The 20,312-nt window shown below is 64.6% G+C and carries 21 protein-coding genes; 2 read left to right on the top strand and 19 right to left on the bottom strand.

The features are described from left to right. Positions 1-129: 129 nt before the first annotated feature. The 10 genes from VB618_RS05450 to VB618_RS05405 all read right to left on the bottom strand — a co-directional run bounded on the left by VB618_RS05450 (position 130) and on the right by VB618_RS05405 (position 9,527). Entirely contained in the window at positions 130-1,071 is a 942-nt protein-coding gene (locus tag VB618_RS05450) for a 2-hydroxyacid dehydrogenase (RefSeq protein ID WP_329795553.1), read from the bottom strand. Beyond that, complete coding sequence (gene deoA / locus VB618_RS05445; RefSeq protein WP_329795552.1) at positions 1,068-2,390, bottom strand: thymidine phosphorylase; 1,323 nt, start codon at positions 2,388-2,390, stop codon at positions 1,068-1,070. Before deoA ends, VB618_RS05450 begins: the two co-directional genes overlap by 4 nt. Position 2,391: 1 nt before the next feature. After that, entirely contained in the window at positions 2,392-3,153 is a 762-nt protein-coding gene (gene deoC, locus VB618_RS05440; RefSeq protein WP_329795551.1) for a deoxyribose-phosphate aldolase, read from the bottom strand. Beyond that, entirely contained in the window at positions 3,146-3,967 is an 822-nt protein-coding gene (locus tag VB618_RS05435; protein ID WP_329795550.1) for a purine-nucleoside phosphorylase, read from the bottom strand. Before VB618_RS05435 ends, deoC begins: the two co-directional genes overlap by 8 nt. A gap of 53 nt (positions 3,968-4,020) precedes the next feature. After that, the gene (cdd, locus tag VB618_RS05430) at positions 4,021-4,425 is read right to left on the bottom strand and encodes a cytidine deaminase (protein ID WP_329795549.1); all 405 of its coding nucleotides are present in this window, start codon (positions 4,423-4,425) and stop codon (positions 4,021-4,023) included. A gap of 2 nt (positions 4,426-4,427) precedes the next feature. Continuing rightward, positions 4,428-5,333, bottom strand: a complete 906-nt coding sequence (locus VB618_RS05425; protein WP_329795548.1) for an ABC transporter permease — start codon at positions 5,331-5,333, stop codon at positions 4,428-4,430. Between the two features lie 4 nt (positions 5,334-5,337). Further along, positions 5,338-6,441 (bottom strand): ABC transporter permease, encoded by a 1,104-nt coding sequence (locus VB618_RS05420; RefSeq protein WP_329795547.1) that lies wholly within the window; start codon positions 6,439-6,441, stop codon positions 5,338-5,340. 3 nt (positions 6,442-6,444) lie between these two features. Further along, positions 6,445-6,873: a VOC family protein gene (locus VB618_RS05415; RefSeq protein ID WP_329795546.1), complete on the bottom strand. Its 429-nt coding sequence runs from the start codon at positions 6,871-6,873 to the stop codon at positions 6,445-6,447. Continuing rightward, on the bottom strand, positions 6,873-8,396 hold the full coding sequence (locus VB618_RS05410) for an ABC transporter ATP-binding protein (RefSeq protein WP_329795545.1): 1,524 nt from the start codon (positions 8,394-8,396) through the stop codon (positions 6,873-6,875). The genes VB618_RS05415 and VB618_RS05410 overlap by 1 nt, the downstream gene beginning before the upstream one ends. 126 nt (positions 8,397-8,522) lie before the next feature. Beyond that, positions 8,523-9,527: a BMP family lipoprotein gene (locus VB618_RS05405; protein WP_329795544.1), complete on the bottom strand. Its 1,005-nt coding sequence runs from the start codon at positions 9,525-9,527 to the stop codon at positions 8,523-8,525. 152 nt (positions 9,528-9,679) lie between these two features. Here VB618_RS05405 and VB618_RS05400 point away from each other — a divergent pair, with 152 nt between their 5' ends. Continuing rightward, the gene (locus VB618_RS05400) at positions 9,680-10,459 is read left to right on the top strand and encodes a HesA/MoeB/ThiF family protein (protein WP_329795543.1); all 780 of its coding nucleotides are present in this window, start codon (positions 9,680-9,682) and stop codon (positions 10,457-10,459) included. 138 nt (positions 10,460-10,597) lie between these two features. On the opposite strand, the gene pheT is transcribed toward VB618_RS05400, so the two are convergent. From pheT to VB618_RS05370, 6 genes are all read right to left on the bottom strand, one after another. After that, positions 10,598-13,021, bottom strand: coding sequence for a phenylalanine--tRNA ligase subunit beta (gene pheT / locus VB618_RS05395; protein ID WP_329795542.1), 2,424 nt, complete (start codon positions 13,019-13,021; stop codon positions 10,598-10,600). 12 nt (positions 13,022-13,033) lie between these two features. After that, positions 13,034-14,116: a phenylalanine--tRNA ligase subunit alpha gene (gene pheS, locus VB618_RS05390; RefSeq protein ID WP_329795541.1), complete on the bottom strand. Its 1,083-nt coding sequence runs from the start codon at positions 14,114-14,116 to the stop codon at positions 13,034-13,036. 194 nt (positions 14,117-14,310) lie between these two features. Continuing rightward, positions 14,311-14,679, bottom strand: a complete 369-nt coding sequence (gene rplT / locus VB618_RS05385; RefSeq protein ID WP_329795540.1) for a 50S ribosomal protein L20 — start codon at positions 14,677-14,679, stop codon at positions 14,311-14,313. Positions 14,680-14,720: 41 nt separating this feature from the next. Further along, positions 14,721-14,921 carry a 50S ribosomal protein L35 gene (gene rpmI, locus VB618_RS05380; protein ID WP_036356568.1) on the bottom strand — a complete coding sequence of 67 codons (201 nt, stop codon included), beginning with the start codon at positions 14,919-14,921 and terminating at the stop codon, positions 14,721-14,723. 201 nt (positions 14,922-15,122) lie between these two features. Beyond that, complete coding sequence (gene infC, locus VB618_RS05375; RefSeq protein ID WP_329795539.1) at positions 15,123-15,644, bottom strand: translation initiation factor IF-3; 522 nt, start codon at positions 15,642-15,644, stop codon at positions 15,123-15,125. Positions 15,645-15,781: 137 nt separating this feature from the next. Next, on the bottom strand, positions 15,782-16,996 hold the full coding sequence (locus tag VB618_RS05370) for a glycosyltransferase family 4 protein (RefSeq protein ID WP_329795702.1): 1,215 nt from the start codon (positions 16,994-16,996) through the stop codon (positions 15,782-15,784). 124 nt (positions 16,997-17,120) lie between these two features. Here VB618_RS05370 and VB618_RS05365 point away from each other — a divergent pair, with 124 nt between their 5' ends. Further along, complete coding sequence (locus VB618_RS05365) at positions 17,121-17,876, top strand: alpha/beta hydrolase (RefSeq protein ID WP_329795538.1); 756 nt, start codon at positions 17,121-17,123, stop codon at positions 17,874-17,876. A gap of 126 nt (positions 17,877-18,002) precedes the next feature. Here the strand turns inward: VB618_RS05365 and VB618_RS05360 are convergent, their stop codons facing one another. From VB618_RS05360 to argH, 3 genes are all read right to left on the bottom strand, one after another. Continuing rightward, positions 18,003-18,269 carry a DUF1150 domain-containing protein gene (locus VB618_RS05360; RefSeq protein WP_329795537.1) on the bottom strand — a complete coding sequence of 89 codons (267 nt, stop codon included), beginning with the start codon at positions 18,267-18,269 and terminating at the stop codon, positions 18,003-18,005. 25 nt (positions 18,270-18,294) lie between these two features. Next, positions 18,295-18,729 carry an Hsp20 family protein gene (locus VB618_RS05355; RefSeq protein ID WP_329795536.1) on the bottom strand — a complete coding sequence of 145 codons (435 nt, stop codon included), beginning with the start codon at positions 18,727-18,729 and terminating at the stop codon, positions 18,295-18,297. A 176-nt stretch (positions 18,730-18,905) separates the two neighbouring features. Then, positions 18,906-20,306 (bottom strand): argininosuccinate lyase, encoded by a 1,401-nt coding sequence (argH, locus tag VB618_RS05350; RefSeq protein WP_442931669.1) that lies wholly within the window; start codon positions 20,304-20,306, stop codon positions 18,906-18,908. Between the last annotated feature and the right edge of the window lie 6 nt (positions 20,307-20,312).

The following is a 20,312-nucleotide window of genomic DNA, read 5'->3' as shown; positions in this document are numbered from 1 at the left end:
CCGGATAGACCTGTAACCCCTCACCCCAACCCTCTCCCTCAGGGAGAGGGAGATCAGCGCCTTGTTCTGCTTGCGATCCCGGATCGGCTGCGCCGTCCAGGATGACAGAGAAACTGGTTAAAGCCTGCCTCAATATCCGCGCTTCTTGTCCACCAGGTTCTCGAACGGCTCCCCCGCCTCATGGCGGCGGATCTGCTCGGCGATGTAGCGTGCCGTCGCCTCCGGCTCGCTCGTTGCCGAGTTGTGCGGCGTGACCGTGACGCGAGGATGAGTCCAGAGCGGGGAATCCTCCGGCAGCGGCTCGGTCTCGAACACGTCGAGGGTCGCCGCATTCAGGGTGCCGTCGTCGAGGCACGACAGGATGTCCGCCTCCACCTGCAGCTTGCCTCGGCCCGCATTGATCAGGATCGGTCCGCCGAGCCTGCCGTCGCGTGCGAGCTTCTCGAACAGGGAGCGGTCGAGGATTCCCTTCGTCTCGGGCGTGAGCGGCATGAGGGCGATGAGGATGTCCGTGCGGTTGAGGAACGGCGTCAGCCCCTCCTCGCCTGCATAGACCTGGAAGCCTTCCACATCCTTTGGCGTACGGCTCCAGCCGGCCACATCGAAACCCATGACCTTCAGTTTGCGGGCTGAGTCCTGCCCCAGCACGCCGAAGCCCATAATGCCGACGCGTACGTCGCCGGCGATCGGCGGCGCCCGGTCGGGCCTCCAGCGCTTGACCTTCTGATTCTCGTCGAAGCGGCGCTGATCGCGCAGATACATGAGGCAGTGCAGCACCATGTATTCGCTCATGCGGTGGGTCAGATCGTCCTGCGCGACGCGCACGATCGGCACGTCCGGCAGGTCGGGATAGCTCATCAGGTGATCGACACCCGCGCCGAGCGAGAAGAGCGCTTCGAGATTGGGCAGACCCGAGAGGCTTCCCGGCTTCGGACCCCAGGTTGCCACATAGCGGATGGTGCTTCTGTCGAACTCTTCGCCAAGCACGACGATGTCGTGGTTCGGCAGAAGTCGCCTGAAGCGCTCGACCCAGGGCTGCGTCTCCCAGGTGACAGCGACGAGAAGGCTCATGCCGTGGCTCCAATGCGATCGAGGATGCTCGGATTGGACGCAGCGGGCTTCTCACTGATGGTGTAGGCAGCGCGCAGGGCGCGCGCTGCCGCTTCGGCTGCTTCCTCGCTGCGTGCATGCACGACAGCAATCGGGCGCGAGGCATCGACCGTCTCGCCGATGGACGCAAGCTCCGTGAGGCCGACGGCGTGATCGATCGGGTCCTGCGGCCGCGTGCGGCCGCCACCGAGGGCCACGACGGCAACGCCCACATCGCGCGTGGCGATCTTCTGCACGACCCCCGATGCTTCGGCATGAATGGCGCGCATCACAGGAGCCGCCTGCAGGTGCCTGTCATGGCGCTCCAATAGATCCGAAGGGCCGCCGAGCGCGGACACCATACGCTGGAAGACCTCGGCGGCTTTCCCGGAAACAATCGCGTGCTCGATCTTTTCGCGCGCGTCGGTGATGTTTGCGGCAAGCCTGCCGAGCAACAGCATCTCGGCGGACAATTCCACCGTCACCTCGTGGAAGCGCTTCTCGCGACGGCGCCCTGTCAGGTAATCGACCGCATAGGCCATCTCGACCGCATTGCCGGCAGCCGATGCGAGCGGCTCGTCCATGTTCGTAAGCAGCGCGCTCGTCGGCAGGCCCGCACCATTGGCAACAAGCACGAGGCTCTCGGCGAGCTTTCGCGCGTCCTCGGCATTGTCCATGAACGCGCCGGAGCCGAATTTCACGTCCATCACGAGGCCCTGCAGGCCGGCCGAGAGCTTCTTCGACAGGATGGAGGCGGTGATGAGATCGATGGACTCTACCGTCGCCGTCACGTCGCGGATGGCATAGAGGCGCTTGTCGGCCGGTGCGAGATCGGCCGTCTGGCCGATGATGGCGCACCCTACCTCGCGCGTGACACGGCGAAACGTGTCGAGGTCGGGCTGCGTGACATAGCCTGGAATGGAATCGAACTTGTCCAGCGTGCCGCCCGTGTGGCCGAGGCCGCGCCCGGAGATCATCGGCACATAGCCGCCGCACGCTGCCACCGCAGGCCCAAGCGCGAGGCTCACCGTGTCACCTACGCCGCCGGTCGAGTGCTTGTCGAGCACCGGGCCCGGCAGATCCCAGGTCAGCACGGTGCCCGAATTCATCATGGCGCGGGTGAGCGCCACGCGCTCCGGCACGGAGAGGCCCTGGAAGAAGATCGCCATGGCGAATGACGCCGCCTGGCCTTCGGTGACGCGGCCTGCCGTGAGCCCTTCGATGAAGTGCTCGATATGCTCGGCATCGAGCGTGCCTCCGTCGCGCTTACGGCGGATAATTTCCTGCGGAAGGAGAGTCATGTCAGTAGGTTCCAGTAGTCGTGGTGCCTTCGCGTCCCTCGCTAGCGGCGATCAGCGCGTCGTAGACGCTGCTCGCGCCGATACGGAAGGTCCGCGGCGTGGCCCAGCCCTGCCCCATGATGCGCTCGGCAAGGTCGAGGTAGATCTTTGCATCGGCCACCGTGCGAATGCCTCCCGAAGGCTTCAGGCCGACAGGCTTGCCCAAGGCCTTGATGGCGTTGAGCATGATCTCGGCTGCTTCCGGCGTGGCGGAGACCGGCGTCTTGCCCGTGGACGTCTTGATGAAGTCGGCCCCGGCATCGATGGCGATGCGGCTCGCCGTCTCGATCAGATTCGCATCCTTCAGCTCGCCTGTTTCAAGAATGACTTTCAGCAGGCGGTCGCCGTCGATGAGTTCGCGCACGGCTTCAACCATCTCGGTCGCAGCCGCAAGATCGCCGCGGCGGACGGCTTCGTAGGGCAGCACGAGATCGATCTCATTCGCACCGTCGGAGAGCGCTTCCTGCGTATCGTCGACGACACGGCTCACATCCTCGCCACCGGCAGGGAAGTTCACCACCGTCGCGATGCGAACGGAAGATCCCTTGAGGTTCTCCTGGGAGCGCTTCACGAATTGCGGCCACACGCACACGGCCGCCACCGGCCCGCGCGGATCGAGCGCCTTCTTGCACAGGGCATCGATAGCCTGATCGGTGCACGTATCTGTCAGGTCGGTGAGATCGAGGCTGCGCAGCGCGCGCAAGGCGATATCCGCATCAGACATGGGACAGCTCCGCAATGAAGGAACGGACGAGGCGCTTGAATCTTTCCGAGGCCTCCGCCGCCGTGTCCTTCGTTTCCTGGTGCGAAGGCGATGCGCCTTCGATACCGGCCGCGAGGTTGGTGACGACGGAAATGGCCGCGACCTTCAGGCCGTGATAGCGCGCGAGAATGACTTCCGGCACGGTCGACATGCCGACAAGATCGCCGCCGAGAATCTGCACCATTTTGATCTCGGCCGGCGTCTCGAAACTCGGTCCCGACAGCCAGGCATAGACACCCTCGGGCAAGTCGATGCCGGTCTTCTGCGCGGCGCGCTGCAACGTCTGGCGAAGTCGCTCGTCATAAGCGCCCGTGAGTGAGACGAAGCGGCCTTCGGTATGATCGCGCAGCAGCGGATTGGCGCCGGACAGGTTGAGGTGATCGTTGATGGCAACAAGGCTTCCGGGACGGATGTCGGCACGCACTGAGCCGGCGGCGTTGGTCGCCACAAACACCGGAACGCCAAGCTCCTTCACGAAGGCTACCGGAATGCGCATCGCGCCTGCATCGCCCGTCTCGTAGTAATGCGCGCGCCCCTGGAACAGCAGAACGCGCTTGCCCTCGAGCGTACCGGCCACGAGCTTTCCCGCATGGCCGGAGACGCCGCTTCTCGGGAAGTGCGGGATCTCCGCGTAAGGGAGGCTCACCGCATCGCTCACTTCGTCGACCAGGGTGCCGAGCCCCGTGCCGAGCACGAAGGTTGCATCGAAATGGCCATCGAAGCCGCGGCTGCGCACGAAGGCAGCCGCCTCTTGAATCATCTGCTGCATCATCATCGTTTCAGGCCTTAAACCGCAGGCCTTCCTTTCATCAAAGCAATCAGCTCGTTCTACCGATCCGTCAGATTGTCGGGACCGAATGAGAAGGGCAACAGCGCGTCGAGGGTAAAGCTCTTCCGGATGCCCTCGGGACCGGCAATGTGGATCGGCGTATCGGGCGCGGCGAACTCGCGGATGCGCTGACGACAGCCACCGCAGGGTGTGACGAGATGCTCGCCCTCGCCCATGACGACGATCTGCGCGATGCGGTTCGATCCGCCCGCGATCATGGCCGAAATCGCGCCGGCCTCCGCGCAGGAGCCTACCGGGTAGGCCGCGTTCTCCACGTTGCAGCCGGTGAACACCTGACCGTCAGGTGTCGCAATCGCAGCGCCGACCTTGAAGCGGGAATAGGGCGCGTAGGCCTTGGCCTGGATCGCCTTGGCGGCTTCGAACAGGGTATCTAGTGACGCCATGCTCAGCGCTCCTTCACATAAGGGATGCCGGCGGCGCGAGGTGGAATCGCCTTGCCGATGACTCCGGCGAGCAGGATGACCGTCATAAGATAGGGCATCGCCTGGATTGCCTGCACGGGCACCTCGCCGATGCCGGGCAGCGACAGGCCCTGGAGCTGGTTCGCGAAGGCGTCGAGCAGACCGAAGAGGAAGCAGGCGCCGAGAGCCGGCCAAGCCCGCCACTTGGCGAAGATCAGGGCCGCGAGTGCAATGAAGCCGCGTCCGGCGGTCATGTTGGGCAGGAAGCCTGCCGCCTGCCCGACTGACAGGTAAGCGCCCGCAAACCCGCACAGAACGCCTGCGATGATGACCGCGGTATAGCGCAGGCCGGTCACCGAGATGCCGGCGGTGTCGACCGCGGCCGGATTCTCGCCGACCGCGCGCAGGCGAAGGCCGAAGCGGGTGTGCCCGAGAACGAACCATGTCACCGGCACTGCGAGCAGGACCACGTAGACGAGTGCCGAATGGCCGAAGAGCACGCTGCCGAAGCGCTGATCGCCCTCCAACGGCGGCGTGCGCCCGCCCTGGCTGTACCAGGCATTGCCCACGATGGCAGTCAGGCCCGCGGCCAGCATGTTGATGGCAACGCCCGAGACGATCTGGTTGCCGCGCTGGCTGATGGAAGCGAAGCCATGAACGAGCCCGATGGCCACGGAGGCTGCGATGCCGACCAGTAGGCCGGCCCAGGCGGAGTCGAAGGCGTAAGCGCCTGCGGCACTTGCAAAAGCTGCTACCAGCATCTTGCCCTCAAGCCCGATATCCACCACGCCGGAGCGTTCGGACCAGAGGCCGGCAAGGCAGGCGGCGAGAAGCGGGATCGAGAGCCGCAGGGCCGAGTCGAAGATCGTGACGAGAAAGCCGAGATCCATGACTTTAAGCCCTCGCCAGCTTCTGGCGCGCGAAAAGGTGCGCTACGAGACGCCGGAACAATCCGTCGAGCGCGCCCGCGAACAGGATGATGATGCCGCCGATCACCACCACCATGTCGCGGGTGATGGCCGGCTGCTCGAAGGCGAGTTCAGCGCCCCCTTGATAAAGGATGCCGAACAGGAGCGAAGCCAGGATGATGCCGACCGGATGCGCGCGGCCCATCAGCGCCACCGCGATGCCGACGAATCCGTAGCCCGAGGTGAACTCGAGCAGCAGGCGGTGCTGGTAGCCCATGAGCTCGTTGACGGCGAGACCGCCGGCCAGTGCTCCGGAGAGCACCATGGCGATGATGATGATGCGCGCGGGCGAGATGCCGGCATAGACCGCAGCGCTCGGGTTCGACCCGACGACCCGGATCGCATAGCCGAGACGCGAGCGGTAGATCAGGAGCCAGACGAAATAGGACGCCGCCAGCGCCAGCACCAGCGTGAGATTGAGCTGCGAGTTCGGGATCTCGATCCCGATGGCGGCGAAGACGTCGTGCATGAACGGAATGTAGGACTGCTCCGGAAACGCGCGCGTTTCCGGATTCATGGATTGCGGCTCGCGCAGCACGTTCACGAGCAGGTAGACGATCAGCACGCTGGCGAGCCAGTTGAACATGATCGTAGTGATGACGATGTGGCTGCCGCGCTTGGCCTGCAGATAGCCCGGAATGGCAGCCCATAGAGCACCAAAGGCGGCAGCGCCCAGGATGCCGAGCGGGATGAGCAGGAAGCCCGGCAGAAAGGTGAGATTGTTGAGCACCAGCGCAATGCCGAGGCCTGCCAGCGTCGCCTGTCCCTCACCGCCGATGTTGAATAGACCCGCATGATACGCGACCGCTACGGCGAGCCCAACGAAGATGAAGTCGGTCATGTAGAACAGGGTGAAGCCGAGCCCCTCCCCCGTGCCGAGGCTGCCTTGCAGCAGAAAGCGCGTGGCCGTCAGCGGATTCTCGCCGATGGCGAGCACGACGAGTCCGGCGACGAGAAAAGCCGCCACGACGGAGATGGCGGGCACGAGAACCGTATCGGCCCATCTGGGCAGGTCGAGAGGAGCACTCACGTCTTAAGCATCCGGCAGGAACATGTGGCCCTGCTCATCGAGAGGAAAGGATGGGTTCCAGGCGACTTCCCAAAGATGTCCGTCGGGATCGGCGAAATAGCCCGAATAGCCGCCCCAGAAAACATCCTGCAGCGGCTTGACCGGTTTTGCGCCAGCCTTCACGGCCAGAGCGTAAACCTCGTCGGCTTCTTGCCTGGAGCGGGCATTGTAGGCGAGCGTGATAGCGGCAAAGCCCGTGGGCTTATCTTCGACGCCCGCATCCTTGGCGAGGTCGGCACGCCCGAAGAGGGCGAGCGCCAAGCCGTTTGCCTGATAAAAGGCGACGCTGGGCTGGCTGGCGGAAGAGGCCTTCCAGCCCCAGGCCTCGTAGAAGGCACGGGACTTTGCAAGATCGGCCACGCCCAGCGTGACAAGGGTCAATCGCGGCTGCATCACGCTGCCTCGTCCACGACGCCGGCCATGAGCAGGCCGAGCTCCTGCTCGTTGGTCTGGGATGCCTTGCGTTCGCCCGTGATCTTGCCGCCACACATGGTCAGGATGCGATCGGAGAGGTTCATGATCTCGTCGAGCTCCACCGACACGAGGAGGATCGCAACGCCCGCATCGCGTAAGCTGATCAGGCGGCGATGGATGAACTCGATGGCCCCGATGTCGACGCCGCGTGTCGGCTGGCCGACGAGCAGCACCTTCGGATTGCGCTCGATCTCGCGGGCCAGCACGATCTTCTGCTGGTTGCCGCCGGAGAACTTCGACGACTTCAGCCGCGGCGCGGGCGGGCGCACATCGTACTGCTCCATCTTCTTCGCGAGATCCTCGATCAGACGGTCATGATCGAGAATGGGCCCACGGCCGAGATGGGGCTCGTGGCTGAAGCCGAGAATGGCGCTCTCGAAGGCCGGAAACGCCGGCACGAGCCCCGTGCGCAGCCGATCCTCCGGCACGTGCAGCAGGCCGAGCTGGCGCATGCGGTGCGGGTTGTGTTGGCTGGAATGGATGGTCTGTCCTTCGAGCCGGATCGAGCCGAGCGCCGGCTGGCGCATGCCGGCAATGGCCTCCAGCAATTCGCTCTGGCCGTTGCCCGCCACACCCGCGATACCGACGATCTCACCCGCACGGACGGTGAAGGAGGCATTGGCGACGCGGAGCACGCCGCGCGCATCGATGACGGACAGGTTGTCGACCTCCAGCAGCGGCGCGCCGGGGGTCCTCTCGGCCTTCTCGACGCGCAGGAGCACGCGACGCCCCACCATCAGCTCGGCCAGCTCCGGCGGCGAGGTATTGGCAGTCTCGACGGTCGCCACCATTTCGCCGCGGCGCATGACAGAGACGCGATCGGTGATCGCCATGATCTCGCGCAGCTTGTGGGTGATGAGAATGACGGTCTTGCCTTGCTCCTTCAGCGAGCGGAGCAGGCCGAACAACGCGTCGGCCTCCGGCGGCGTCAGCACGGCGGTAGGCTCGTCCAGAATGAGGATGTCCGCGCCGCGATAGAGAGCTTTGAGAATTTCGACGCGCTGCTGCAGCCCGACGGAGAGATCGCCGACGGTGGCGTCCACATCGATCTCGAGGCCGTAATCCTTGGCGAGCCGCGCGAGTTCCGCACGCACCTTGGCCTCGCCGGCGCGCAGCATGGCGCCGCCTTCGGCGCCCAGCATCACGTTGTCGACCACACTCAGGGGCTCAACCAGCATGAAGTGCTGATGCACCATGCCGATGCCGGCCTGGATGGCATCATTGGGCGAACGGATGGCAATCGGCTTGCCGTTGACCCGGACCTCGCCGGAATCGGCCTCGTAGAACCCGTACAGGATCGACATGAGCGTCGACTTGCCCGCACCGTTCTCGCCGACGATGCCGTGGATCGTGCCGCGCTCGACGGAGAGGTTCACATCCTTATTGGCGTGAACGGCGCCGAAGCTCTTGTTGATGGCAATGAGTTCAATGGCTGGGGACATCGGCCTCAATGTGGTTGTCCGGCAACGGAAGGGCGAGCGGATCTTAGCGGAAAACGCACGAACCTAAAAACGGAAACGGCCGCAGGTCCTCTCCTGAGGAGCCTGCGGCCGGATTGATGCGTCAGATTACATCGGGCACTTGGAGTCCGACATGTAGTCGTGGACCTTGATGGCGCCGGACTTGATGTCGGCGGCGGCCTTGTCGGCGGCAGCCTTCATCTCGGCGGTGACGAGCGACTTGTTGTTGTCGTCGAGCGCCCAGGCCACGCCGTCTTCCTTGAGGCCGAGCACCGAAACGCCGGCCTTGAAGGTGCCCTTCTTGGCCTGATCGAAGGCGGTGTAGGTAGCGACATCCACGCGCTTGACCATGGAGGTCAGCACCTTGCCGGGATGCATGCTGTTCTGGTTCGAGTCGACGCCGATGCCGAGCTTGCCCGCATCAGCGGCAGCGCGCAGCACGCCCACGCCGGTGCCGCCGGCTGCATGATAGATCACGTCTGCGCCGCGATCGATCTGGCTCTTGGCGAGCTCGCCGCCCTTCACCGGATCGTTCCAGGCCGCACCCGTGGTGCCGGTCATGTTCTGGAACACCTCGGCATCCTTCTTGGCGTGCTTCGCGCCCTGGACGTAGCCGCAGGCGAACTTGCGGATGAGCGGGATGTCCATGCCGCCCACAAAGCCGACCTTGTTGGTCTTCGAGGCCTGGGCCGCCAGGAGGCCGACCAGGAACGAACCCTCATGCTCCTTGAACACCACGGACTGCACGTTCGGCTTCTCGATCACGGCGTCAATGATGGCGAACTGGGTCTTCGGGAACTCCTCGGCGACCTTCTTCAGCGCGGTCTCCTGGGAGAAGCCCACGGCCAGGATGGGGGAGAAGCCGTCGCGGGCGAAGCGGCGCAGGGCCTGCTCGCGCTGCGCGTCGTTCTGCGGCTCGAAATCGCGGTAGTCGGTGCCGGTGTCCTTCTTGTACTTCTCGGCGCCGGTGTGGACGCCCTCGTTGAAGGATTTGTCGAATTTGCCGCCGAGATCGTAGACAATGGCGGGCTTGAAGGCCGGAGCTTGAGCGAAGGCGATGGAGGCGGAAAAGGCGAGGCCCGCGAGCGCGAGGCCGAACTTGGTGACTGTCATCGGCTTAGTTCCCTGTTAGACGCCGGCTTGCTGCCGGTTGCCCCATGACGATGGCATGGCAAGGGTCACAACGCCAAGGCCTCTGTCAAGGCGGCATGTTATTTCCTTCACGGAAAGGTTGATGACAGATCTCATTCCCGTAAGGTCGCAGCATGTCCTTGACGCCTGACGAAATCGACCGCTATGCCCGCCACCTCGTTCTCCGGGATGTGGGCGGACCGGGGCAGCAGAAGCTGAAAGCCGCTCGCGTCCTCGTGATCGGCGCTGGGGGCTTAGGCGCGCCCCTGATCCAGTACCTCGCCGCGGCCGGGATCGGCACCATCGGCATCGTGGATGACGATACGGTCAGCCTCTCGAACCTGCAGCGGCAGGTCATCCATGGGACACCTGATATCGGCCTTCCCAAGGTGGAAAGCGCCACGGATGCGATCCGGCGGCTCAATCCGCATGTGACGGTCGAGACCCACGCCATCCGCCTGACGCCCGAGAATGCGCGGGAGTTGGTTCGCCGCTACGATATCGTCGCCGACGGCTCCGATAACTTCGAGACCCGCTATGCAGTCTCGGATGCCTGCTTCTTCGAGAAGAAGCCCCTGGTCACGGCGGCTTTGGGGCAGTTCGACGCCTCGCTCACCACGATCCGGGCGCATGAGACCGGCCCGGGCGGAAAGCCAAACCCCACCTATCGCTGCCTCTTCCCTGCCCCGCCTCCACCCGGGGCGATCCCCACCTGCGCGGAAGCTGGCGTGCTCGGGGCGCTCGCCGGCGTCATGGGCAGCCTGATGGCCATGGAGGTGATCCGGGAGATCGTGGGCTTTGGCGAGAGCCTTGTGGGGCGGCTGCTGATGGTCGATGCCCGCGCGATGCGGTTCGATACGGTGCGCTACGGGTGGGATGAGGGGAACCCGTTGAGTGGGACGGGCACCCAATAAACCCCCTCCCCTCTGCGGGAGAGGGTGACCTGCAAAGCAGGTCGGGAGAGGGGCCGAGTTCATTTGAGGACTTCCCCTCTCCCGGCTTACTCCGTTCGCCACCCTCCCCCGCAGAGGGGGGAGGGACGATGTTGAGTTTTAGGACCGCAGCACCGCGCCGGTCTTCTTCGACACCTCGCCGACGATCTTGGCGGAAACCGCCTCGATCTCCACGTCGGTGAGCGTCTTCTCCGTGGGCTGGAGGGTAACGGCAATCGCCACGGACTTCTTGTCCGGGTCGATGCCGGTGCCCTCGTAGATGTCGAACACGTCGACGCCCACGATCAGTTGGCGCTCAGCCCCTTGCGCCGCTTTCACGATGTCGCCGGCGGCCACATCGCGGCCGACCACGAAGGCGAAGTCACGGGTGAGCGGCTGGAAGTCGGGCAGGTTCAGCTTCGGCTTCATCTTGGTCGGCTTCGCCTTGGGAGGCGGCAGCGCGTCCAGATTGAGCTCGAAGGCCACGAGCGGGCCCTTCAGATCGAGGGCTTTGAGCACCTTCGGGTGAACCTCGCCGAAGGCGCCGACCACGTTTTTCGGCCCGAACTGCAGGGTGCCCGAGCGGCCCGGATGGAACCAGGCCGGGCCGCCCGCCACGATCTGGAGACCGCCGGCCGGGATGCCGAGCGCCACGAGCAGGGCCAGAACATCGGCCTTGGCGTCGAAGGTATCAACCGACTGAGCGCCGCCGTCCCAGTGACGGCCCACACCCTCGGCGCGCGCTGTTCCACGACGGACGGCCGCTGCCTTGATCGATTGGCCTTCCGGTTCGTCGGACGCGAAGGTCTGACCGACCTCGAAGAGGGCCACGTCGCCGAGGCCGCGATCGGCATTGCGCTGCGCCGCCTTCAGGAGACCGGGCAGCAGGCTCGGACGCATGTCGGAGAGTTCGGCGGCGATCGGGTTGGCAAGCGCAAGCCGCGCATCGCCGCCGCCGAACAGCTCCGCCTCGCTCTTGGCGATGAACGACCAGGTGACGGCCTCCACCAGCCCGCGCACGGCCAGCGAGCGGCGGGCGAGCCGCGTGCGCTTCTGGATCAGCGTCAGGATGGGCTTGGCCACCACGTCTTCGAGACGCGGCAAGGGCTTAGGCTCGATGCGGTCGACACCGGCGATGCGGATGACCTCCTCGACAAGATCCGCCTTGCCCTCGATGTCCGGGCGCCAGGACGGAGCCGTGACGCTCACGCGCTCGCCCGAGCCTTCAACCTGGAACCCGAGCTTCTTCAGGATCTGCTCGGACTCGGCAGGCTGCACGTCGAGACCCGACAGGCGCGGAACTTCGCTCCAGGGGAACGCGATGACGCGACGATCCTCGGGCACCTTTCCGGCCACGACGGCCTCGCTCGGCGCACCGCCGCAGAGATCGACAACCATCTGCGTGGCGAGATCGAGGCCCGGCACGGTGAAGGCCGGGTCGACACCGCGCTCGAAGCGGTAGCGCGCATCGGTGATGATCCCGTGCTTGCGGCCCGACTGCGCGATGTTGAGTGGATCCCACAGCGCGGATTCGATCAGCACGTCGGTCGTGGTCTCGTCCGATCCGGAATGCTCGCCGCCCATGATGCCGGCGATGGATTCCACGCCGTTCTCGTCGGCGATCACCACGCTGCCGGGATCGAGCTTGTAGGTGCGCCCATCGAGGGCCAGCACTTCCTCGCCCTCCTTCGCCCGACGAACGGTGAGGTTGCCCTTCACCTTCTTCAGATCGAAGACATGGAGCGGGCGACCGCGGTCGAAGGTGACGTAGTTGGTGATGTCCACCAGGGCGTTGATCGGGCGAAGTCCGATGGAAAGCAGGCGGCGCTGCATCCATTCCGGCGACGGGCCGTTCTTCACGCCGCGCACAAGACGCAGGGCGAAGGCCGGGCAGAGCTTCTCGTCGCCCGGCGCGAGATCGAGCGTCACCGAGACCGGGCAGGCGCCCCTGCCCTGAACAGGCGCGACAGCATCGCCCTTGAGCGTGCCAAGACCTGCCGCCGCGAGATCGCGGGCGATGCCATGGATCGACGTGCAGTCGGGGCGGTTCGGCGTGAGATTGATCTCGATCACCGGATCGTCGAGGCCCGCATAGGCCGCATAGGGTTGCCCCACCGGCGCATCCTCGGGCAAATCGATGATGCCGTCATGATCGTCGGAGATCTCGAGTTCCGAGCCTGAGCACAACATGCCGGCGCTCTCGACGCCGCGGATGTTACCGACGCCGAGCGTGATGTTCTTGCCCGGGATGTAGGTGCCAGGCGGCGCGAACACGCTCTTCATGCCGGTGCGCGCATTGGGGGCGCCGCAGACCACCTGAATAGGTGCGCCTTCGCCCGTATCGACCTTACACACTCGCAGGCGATCGGCATTGGGGTGCTGCTCGGCGGAGATCACATAGGCGACCTTGTACGGCGCCAGCGCCTTCGCCTTGTCCTCCACGCCCTCGACCTCGAGGCCGATGCGGGTGAGCGTCTCGACAATCACGTCGAAGGAGGCTGTGGTGTCGAGATGATCCTTCAGCCAGGAGAGGGTGAATTTCATAGGTACTCTCCTTTAAGACGTAAGGCCGCTGACGAGGCTTGGGATGTCGAGCGGGCGGAAGCCGTAATGGTTCAGCCAGCGCACATCGGCCTCGAAGAAGGGGCGCAGGTCCGGCATGCCGTATTTGAGCATGGCGATGCGATCAATGCCCATGCCCCAGGCAAAGCCCTGGTACTCGTCCGGATCGAGCCCGCAATTGCGCAGCACGTTCGGATGGACCATGCCGCAGCCGAGGATCTCGAGCCAGTCGGTGCCCTCGCCGAAGCGTATCTCGCCGCCCTTGCGGGAGCACTGGATATCGACCTCGGCGGATGGCTCCGTGAACGGGAAGAAGGACGGGCGGAACCGCATCTTCACCTGGTCGACCTCGAAGAAGGCCTTGCAGAATTCCTCCAGGATCCACTTCATGTGCGCGATGTTGGCCTGCTTGTCGATGACGAGGCCTTCCACCTGGTGGAACATCGGCGTGTGGGTCTGGTCCGAGTCGTGACGATAGGTCCGGCCCGGAATGATCACCCTGATCGGCGGCTTCTGGGACGTCATCGTGCGGATCTGCACCGGCGAGGTATGCGTGCGCAGCACCTTGCGCTCACCCTTCTCGTCAGGGGCGAGGAAGAAGGTGTCGTGCATCTCGCGGGCCGGATGGCCCTCGGGGAAGTTCAGCGCCGTGAAGTTGAGGTAATCAGTCTCGATGTCCGGCCCCTCAGCCACGGAGAAGCCCATATCGGCGAAGATCGCCGTCAGCTCCTCGATTACCTGGCTGATCGGATGGATGCGACCGCGGGACTCAGGCGCCTCGGGCACCGGCAGGGTCACGTCGATGCGCTCGGCAGAGAGCCTTGCTTCGAGCGCTGCCTCAGCGAGCGTCTCCTTCTTGGCCGCGATGGCGCCCTGCACGGTGTCGCGCAGGCCGTTGATGAGCGGTCCACGTTCCTTGCGCTCCTCCGGCGTCATGGCGCCGAGGGTTTTCAGGAGTTCGGAGACGGAGCCCTTCTTGCCGAGCGCCGACACGCGCACGGTTTCCAGAGCCGCCTCGTCGCCGGCGGCTTCGACCTGGGTGAGCAGGTCACGTTCGAGTTGATTGAGATCGGTCATCGGTCCCTGGCCAGATGCAAGCGCCACATGAGAGGCGCCCTGAGTGAGGCGCGGCGCGGGAACCGTCAAGTCGTCCGAGCCGCGAAATGGCTACCGACAGCTCGATTTAAGCCGTCAGCCCGGGTGGTCTCGGAGAAGGGGGAGTAAGGCGGTGCGGCTGAAGGTTCAGCCGCACCGAAAGCCAGTCTATCCGATCAGGCAGCCTGCTGCGGCAGGGCGGCCTTGGCGCGCTCCACGTAGGCGGCGAAAGCCGCCGGCTCGTGGATGGCCAGCTCGGACAGGACCTTGCGATCGACCTCGATCCCAGCCTTGCCGAGACCGTCGATAAATCGGGAATAGGTCATGTCATGCATCCGGACCGCTGCGTTGAGGCGCTGGATCCAGAGAGCGCGGAAGGTGCGCTTCTTGTTCTTACGGTCGCGAGTCGCATATTGCATGCTCTTCTCGACCGCCTGCTTGGCGATGCGGATGGTATTCTTGCGGCGGCCATAGAAGCCCTTGGCTGCCTTGAAAACCTTCTTGTGCTTGGCGTGGGATGTTACGCCACGTTTGACGCGGGCCATTGAATAACTCCTTCAAAATCTGGGATGTGGGAAGAACCGTCTCAGCCGTTGGGCAGGAAGTACTTCTTCACGTTGTAGGCATCGCCTTCGAACATGGTGGTGGTGCCGCGCAGATTACGGATCTGCTTGTTCGAACGCTTGATCATCCCGTGACGCTTGCCGGCCTGGGCGTAAACGACCTTGCCGGTGCCAGTGATCTTGAAGCGCTTTTTCGCGCCCGACTTCGTCTTCAGCTTGGGCATTTGGCTCTCCTTGGGTCAGGCCTCGGGAGCGGCATAAACCGCCCTTCAGCCTTTTCATTGCTGCATTGAGCAAAACAAACCGCCACGGCAGCCCTAACAGCCGGGCGGTTCGATGAAGGCGGCCTTATGACAGAAGGCCGTTCAAAAAGCAATGGCCGCCGGTGCCCCGACGGCCATGAATTTCCCTATACGAGGAGCCCCTTAGCGCGGCGCCAGAACCATGACGACTTGGCGGCCTTCGAAGTTCGGCTCCATCTCGACCTTGGCGATATCGCCCACATCGGCCTTGACGCGGTCCAGGACCTTCAGGCCAAGGGACTGGTGGGCCATTTCGCGACCACGGAAGCGCAGGGTGATCTTCACCTTGTTGCCTTCCTCGAAGAAGCTTTTCATTGCCTTCATCTTGACCTCGTAATCGTGGTCATCGATGCCGGGACGCAGCTTGATTTCCTTAACCTCGACCGTCTTCTGCTTCTTGCGTGCCTCAGCGGCCTTCTTCTGCTCCAGGAAGCGGAATTTGCCGTAATCGAGGATCTTGCAGACGGGAGGGGTTGCGTTCGGCGAGATCTCCACGAGATCAAGGCCTGCCTCTTCAGCAACCTTCAGGGCATCGAAGAAAGGGATGACGCCCCGGTTCTGCCCCGTATCGTCGATCAGCTGTACTTCGCGAACACCGCGAATGTCTCGGTTGGCGCGCGGTCCGTCCTTTTGCGGCACCGGCATGGCTCTCATTGGTCTGCGAATGGCTCGTATCTCCTGTTGAGGGCTTAAGCTGAGGATCGGAGATCCCGAGGGATCCCTGCTGGGCATACTCAGCCTTGCCACGAAAGATTCGACATTTCGCGCAAACGCGCGGGAAGTCAACTTTTTCTATGTGTAAAACGGCCCTCCAGCAGGGCTGAATACACATCGAGGGTGCCGATAACCATGCGCTCGAGCGAGAAATGACGCTCCACGTGAGCCCGGGCCCGAGCGGACAAGCCAATTCTCGCGCTGGCTCCAAGCCCGAGCGCAGCGCCGACGGCCTCGGCGAGCGCGTCCGCATCACCGGCCGGGACACGCCAGCCCGTCCGCTCATGCGGCGGCACAGCCGGCGGAGACAGCACCGTCTCCGGCACGGCACCCAGATCTGAGACGACCACGGGGGTGCCCATGGCCTGCGCCTCCACGGCCGAACGCCCGAAGGCCTCGGGCTCCGTGGACGGCACGGTGACGACCGATGCGGCCAGGAAGGCAGCCGGCATGTCGGTGCAATGGCCGACCCGGCGCACGATGCCTTTCAGGTTCTTCGCCTCGATCAGATTGTCGAGATCCTTCATGTAAGAATCCCGCCCCTGCGGGTCGCCGGCTAGGATGTAGGCGACATCGGTCAGGCCTGCATCGCGCAGCCTGGCGGCCGCCTCGATCAACACCTTCTGGCCTTTCCAGCCGGTCAGGCGGGCGGCGAGCAGCACCACCCGCTCATGGGGCGCCACCTCCCAGGCCTTGCGCAGGGCCTCGATCCTCTCCGGCGCAACCGCGTGCGGGGAGAAGACCGAGAAGTCCGTGCCCCGGTGAAGCACCCGGATGCGCTCGCCCGCCTGGGGATAGACCGAGCGGATCAGCTCGCCCGTATAATGGGAATTGGCGATGACGGCATCGCCGCGGGCCATCACCGAGTTGTACAGGACCTTCACCGAGGAGCGGCCGGAATAGCTTCCGTGATAGGTCGTCACGAACGGGATGTTGAGCGACCGCGCGGCGCCCAGGCCCACCCAGGCCGGAGCCCGAGAGCGGGCATGCACCAGGGCAACCCGCTCGTCGTGGCAGATCCGGGCGAGCTTGCGCACGTTGAGGAGCATGGAGAACGGGTTCTTCGACGCCGCCGGGAAGGGAATCCAGATGCCGCCCTTGGTCTGAAGCTCGCCGACAAGGCGTCCGCCTTCCGTCGCGACCAGCGCCCGGGCGCCGGCATGGACCAACCCCTCGGCGATGTCGACGGTGGTGCGCTCCGCCCCTCCCGCCTCCAGTTCGGGGACGATCTGAAGAATGGTCCGGCCCGCCAGCGGGTGCACGTGGGAGGACGGGAACGCCATCCCTCCGCCGGGTCGCGATGAAAAACTCACGGGAGTCAGAGCCTTCTCAAAAAATCGTCCGACAGAATCGTCCGAAAGAATCCTATATGACGCTTGCTTCAAAGCAGTTGAGGATGAGTTAACCATGCCGCAAAGCGTCACGGTCGGCCAGGATGGCCGCTCTATCGCCGTTCTCGCCCGAGCGGGCAAGGGTCCTCCTGTGGTCTGGCTCGGGGGCTTCAAGTCGGACATGCGGGCCGCCAAGGCGAGTGCCCTCGATGAATGGGCCCAACAGTCCGGCCGCGCCTTCGTGCGTTTCGATTATAGCGGCCATGGCGAGTCGAGCGGTGCCTTCGAGGAAGGCACGATTTCGCGCTGGCTGGAGGACGCGCTCGCTGTGATCGAGCGTTATGTGCGGGAACGACCGATCTTCGTCGGCTCCTCAATGGGCGGTTGGATCAGCCTCCTGGCGGCACGCCATCTTATGGAGAAGCAGCCGGATCTTGCCCCTGTGGGCATGGTGCTCATTGCTCCGGCTATCGACATGACCGAGCGGCTGATGTGGGGGCGTTTTCCCGAGGAGCTGCGGCAGAGCGTCCAGGTGACGGGGGTTTATCATCGCCCTTCCGCCTATTCCGACGACCCCTACCCCATCACCCTGAACCTGATCGAGGATGGCCGCCGCCACCTCCTTCTCGACCGGCCGATCCTGACCGGCTGCCCGGTCCACATCCTGCAGGGGATGGAGGATCCCGATGTTCCCTGGAGCCATGCGCTCGAGCTGGTGGAGCACCTGCCGGGAGACAGCGTCTCGCTGACGCTGATCAAGGATGGCGATCACCGGCTGTCGCGGCCTGAGGACATCGAGCGGCTGATCGCAGCCGTCGCGGCAATCGCTTGATGAGATGGTGAGCCTCCGCATCGTGCGGAAAAGTGGGCCCGGTTTTCCGCTAAGAACGATGCGAAGCTTATAGATTGAGCATCAAATTGCCCCCCAAAAGTGGGAACCACTTTTGGGTTCGATGCTCTAATGCAGGCTCACCATCGTCAGGTCATGTGCCCAGGCATTGGCCACGGCAGCGTCGTGGTTGTCGGTCAGCAGGATGGGCTCGCCGCTGGCGGACAGAAGCGCGAACAGCCGCATACCGGGCTGGAGCTTGGGAGCCTGGGGAAACAGCCGGGCGACCTCGTCGGATTCCAGCGGCTTCACATAGGCCATCTGGCCCAGGCCCAAGGTGGCGAGCTCGGATATATCGAGGACCGGCTCGTGATGGTTCTTGATCTCGAAGTTCATGGACATCTCCTTGTTGCGGATGCCGTCACACCTTGTCCGGGGCGCTGATGTCGATCTTGCGGACGATCCGCTCCGGCTCGGGTCGGGCCAGATCAATCGACAAAAGTCCGTTGGACAGGTCCGCGCCCATGACCTCCATGCCGTCGACAAGGAGGAAGGTGCGCTGGAACTGACGGGCGGCGATGCCGCGATGGAGGAAGTGCCTTGTCTTGTCGTCGGTCTGACGTCCCCGGATGACGAGCTGGCTCTCCTCCAAGGTCACCTCCAGCTGATCCCGGGTGAAACCGGCAACGGCCAAGGTGATGCGGAGGCGCTCGGGGGCGCTTTCCGTGCGAGCCAGACGCTCGATGTTGTAGGGCGGATACCCGTCCCCTGCCGCCTTGGCGACCCGATCGAGCGCCTGCTCGATCTCATCGAAGCCTAACAGAAACGGATGCCCGAAGGGCGACTGACGCGACATGTTCGAAGCCCAAGGTTAGAGGCACTTCGGTTGGTTTTGAGCCCGCTCATGCGGCACTCAAGTGGCCCGAAACCGGGCCGCTGTCAGCAATATGGATACGCCGCTCCAGCCTATCAAGACCCTGGTCAAGTCACCCTGGCAAGGGTTGGATCTCAAGATAAACGCGGCGTTTCGGGCTAGACCCGCCCCCGCCACCAGGCGACCTGCTCGGCCACGCGGACCGGGGACGTGCCGCCGAAGCTCGTCCGGGAGCGGACGGAGTTCTCGACGCCGAGCACGTCATAGATGCCCTGGTGGATCTTGGGCTCGACCGCCTGCATGGCCTCGAGCGGCAGCTCCTCAAGGGTGCAGCCGCGCTTCTCCGCCTCGGACACGATGCGCCCGGTGACGTGGTGGGCGTCGCGGAAGGGGATGTTGAGGCTGCGCACGAGCCAGTCGGCCAGATCCGTCGCTGTGGAGAAGCCGGCCCCGGCCACCGCTGCCATGCGCTCCGGCACCGGCTCCAGGTCCCGGATCATGCCGGTCATGGCCGCGAGCACGAGTTCGATGGTGTCCGCCGCGTCGAAGACCTGCTCCTTGTCCTCCTGCATGTCCTTGGAATAGGCGAGCGGCAGGCCCTTCATGACGGTGAGCAGCGAGACGAGTGAGCCGATGACGCGCCCAGTCTTGCCGCGCACCAGTTCGGCTGCGTCCGGGTTGCGCTTCTGCGGCATCATGCTGGAGCCGGTGGTCCAGCGGTCCGGCAGGCGCACGAAGCCGAAAGGCGCCGACATCCAGATGATGATTTCTTCCGCAAGACGTGACAGGTGCACGGCGCAGATGGAAGCAGCAGCCATGAACTCGAGCAGGCTGTCCCGGTCCGAGACCGTGTCCAGCGAGTTGCGGGTCGGGCCGTCGAAGCCAAGCGCCTTGGCGGTCATGTGCCGGTCGATGGGAAAGGACGTGCCGGCGAGCGCGCCGGCCCCCAGGGGGCACTCGTTCAGGCGCTGGCGGGAGTCGCGGATGCGGCTGCGGTCGCGGCCGAACATCTCCACATAGGCCATGAGATGATGCCCGAAGGTCACCGGCTGGGCGCTCTGGAGATGGGTGAAGCCCGGCATCACGGTGGCCGCATGGGCCTCGGCCTTGTCGAGGAGCGCCTTGATCAAGCTGGTGAGCTGCTCGTCGGTCCGGTCATGGGCATCGCGCATCCAGAGGCGGATGTCGACGGCGACCTGGTCGTTGCGGCTGCGGGCCGTATGGAGGCGGGCCGCCGGATCGCCGACGACCTCGCGCAGGCGGCTCTCCACGTTCATGTGGATGTCTTCGAGCGCCTTGGAGAAGGTGAAGGAGCCGGACTCGATCTCGCCGAGCACCCGCTGGAGGCCCTGGTGGATGGCATCCCGGTCGCTATCCGCAATGATCCCCTGTTTCGCCAGCATGGCGCTGTGGGCAATCGAGCCCTGGATGTCCTGGGAGGCCAGCCGCTTGTCGAAGTCGATGGAGGCGTTGATGGCTTCCATGAGGGCGCTGGGCGAGGACGAGAACCGCCCGCCCCACATGGTGTTGGCACCGGATTTTTTGGCTTCTTCAGACACTGTGTT

This window comes from Microvirga sp. CF3062 (assembly GCF_036314045.1).
Lineage (GTDB): Bacteria > Pseudomonadota > Alphaproteobacteria > Rhizobiales > Beijerinckiaceae > Microvirga.
The sequence above is the reverse complement of the archived record's forward strand: the minus strand, read 5'-3'. Positions and strand labels throughout refer to the sequence as shown.

Bases quoted from the DNA above. Each gene is read 5' to 3' on its own strand.
- VB618_RS05450 (WP_329795553.1), bottom strand. From the start codon at position 1,071: ATGAGCCTTCTCGTCGCTGTCACCTGGGAGACGCAGCCCTGGGTCGAG.
- deoA (WP_329795552.1), bottom strand. From the start codon at position 2,390: ATGACTCTCCTTCCGCAGGAAATTATCCGCCGTAAGCGCGACGGAGGC.
- deoC (WP_329795551.1), bottom strand. From the start codon at position 3,153: ATGTCTGATGCGGATATCGCCTTGCGCGCGCTGCGCAGCCTCGATCTC.
- VB618_RS05435 (WP_329795550.1), bottom strand. From the start codon at position 3,967: ATGATGATGCAGCAGATGATTCAAGAGGCGGCTGCCTTCGTGCGCAGC.
- cdd (WP_329795549.1), bottom strand. From the start codon at position 4,425: ATGGCGTCACTAGATACCCTGTTCGAAGCCGCCAAGGCGATCCAGGCC.
- VB618_RS05425 (WP_329795548.1), bottom strand. From the start codon at position 5,333: ATGGATCTCGGCTTTCTCGTCACGATCTTCGACTCGGCCCTGCGGCTC.
- VB618_RS05415 (WP_329795546.1), bottom strand. From the start codon at position 6,873: ATGCAGCCGCGATTGACCCTTGTCACGCTGGGCGTGGCCGATCTTGCA.
- VB618_RS05410 (WP_329795545.1), bottom strand. From the start codon at position 8,396: ATGTCCCCAGCCATTGAACTCATTGCCATCAACAAGAGCTTCGGCGCC.
- VB618_RS05405 (WP_329795544.1), bottom strand. From the start codon at position 9,527: ATGACAGTCACCAAGTTCGGCCTCGCGCTCGCGGGCCTCGCCTTTTCC.
- VB618_RS05400 (WP_329795543.1), top strand. From the start codon at position 9,680: ATGTCCTTGACGCCTGACGAAATCGACCGCTATGCCCGCCACCTCGTT.
- pheT (WP_329795542.1), bottom strand. From the start codon at position 13,021: ATGAAATTCACCCTCTCCTGGCTGAAGGATCATCTCGACACCACAGCC.
- pheS (WP_329795541.1), bottom strand. From the start codon at position 14,116: ATGACCGATCTCAATCAACTCGAACGTGACCTGCTCACCCAGGTCGAA.
- rplT (WP_329795540.1), bottom strand. From the start codon at position 14,679: ATGGCCCGCGTCAAACGTGGCGTAACATCCCACGCCAAGCACAAGAAG.
- rpmI (WP_036356568.1), bottom strand. From the start codon at position 14,921: ATGCCCAAGCTGAAGACGAAGTCGGGCGCGAAAAAGCGCTTCAAGATC.
- infC (WP_329795539.1), bottom strand. From the start codon at position 15,644: ATGCCGGTGCCGCAAAAGGACGGACCGCGCGCCAACCGAGACATTCGC.
- VB618_RS05370 (WP_329795702.1), bottom strand. From the start codon at position 16,996: ATGGCGTTCCCGTCCTCCCACGTGCACCCGCTGGCGGGCCGGACCATT.
- VB618_RS05365 (WP_329795538.1), top strand. From the start codon at position 17,121: ATGCCGCAAAGCGTCACGGTCGGCCAGGATGGCCGCTCTATCGCCGTT.
- VB618_RS05360 (WP_329795537.1), bottom strand. From the start codon at position 18,269: ATGAACTTCGAGATCAAGAACCATCACGAGCCGGTCCTCGATATATCC.
- VB618_RS05355 (WP_329795536.1), bottom strand. From the start codon at position 18,729: ATGTCGCGTCAGTCGCCCTTCGGGCATCCGTTTCTGTTAGGCTTCGAT.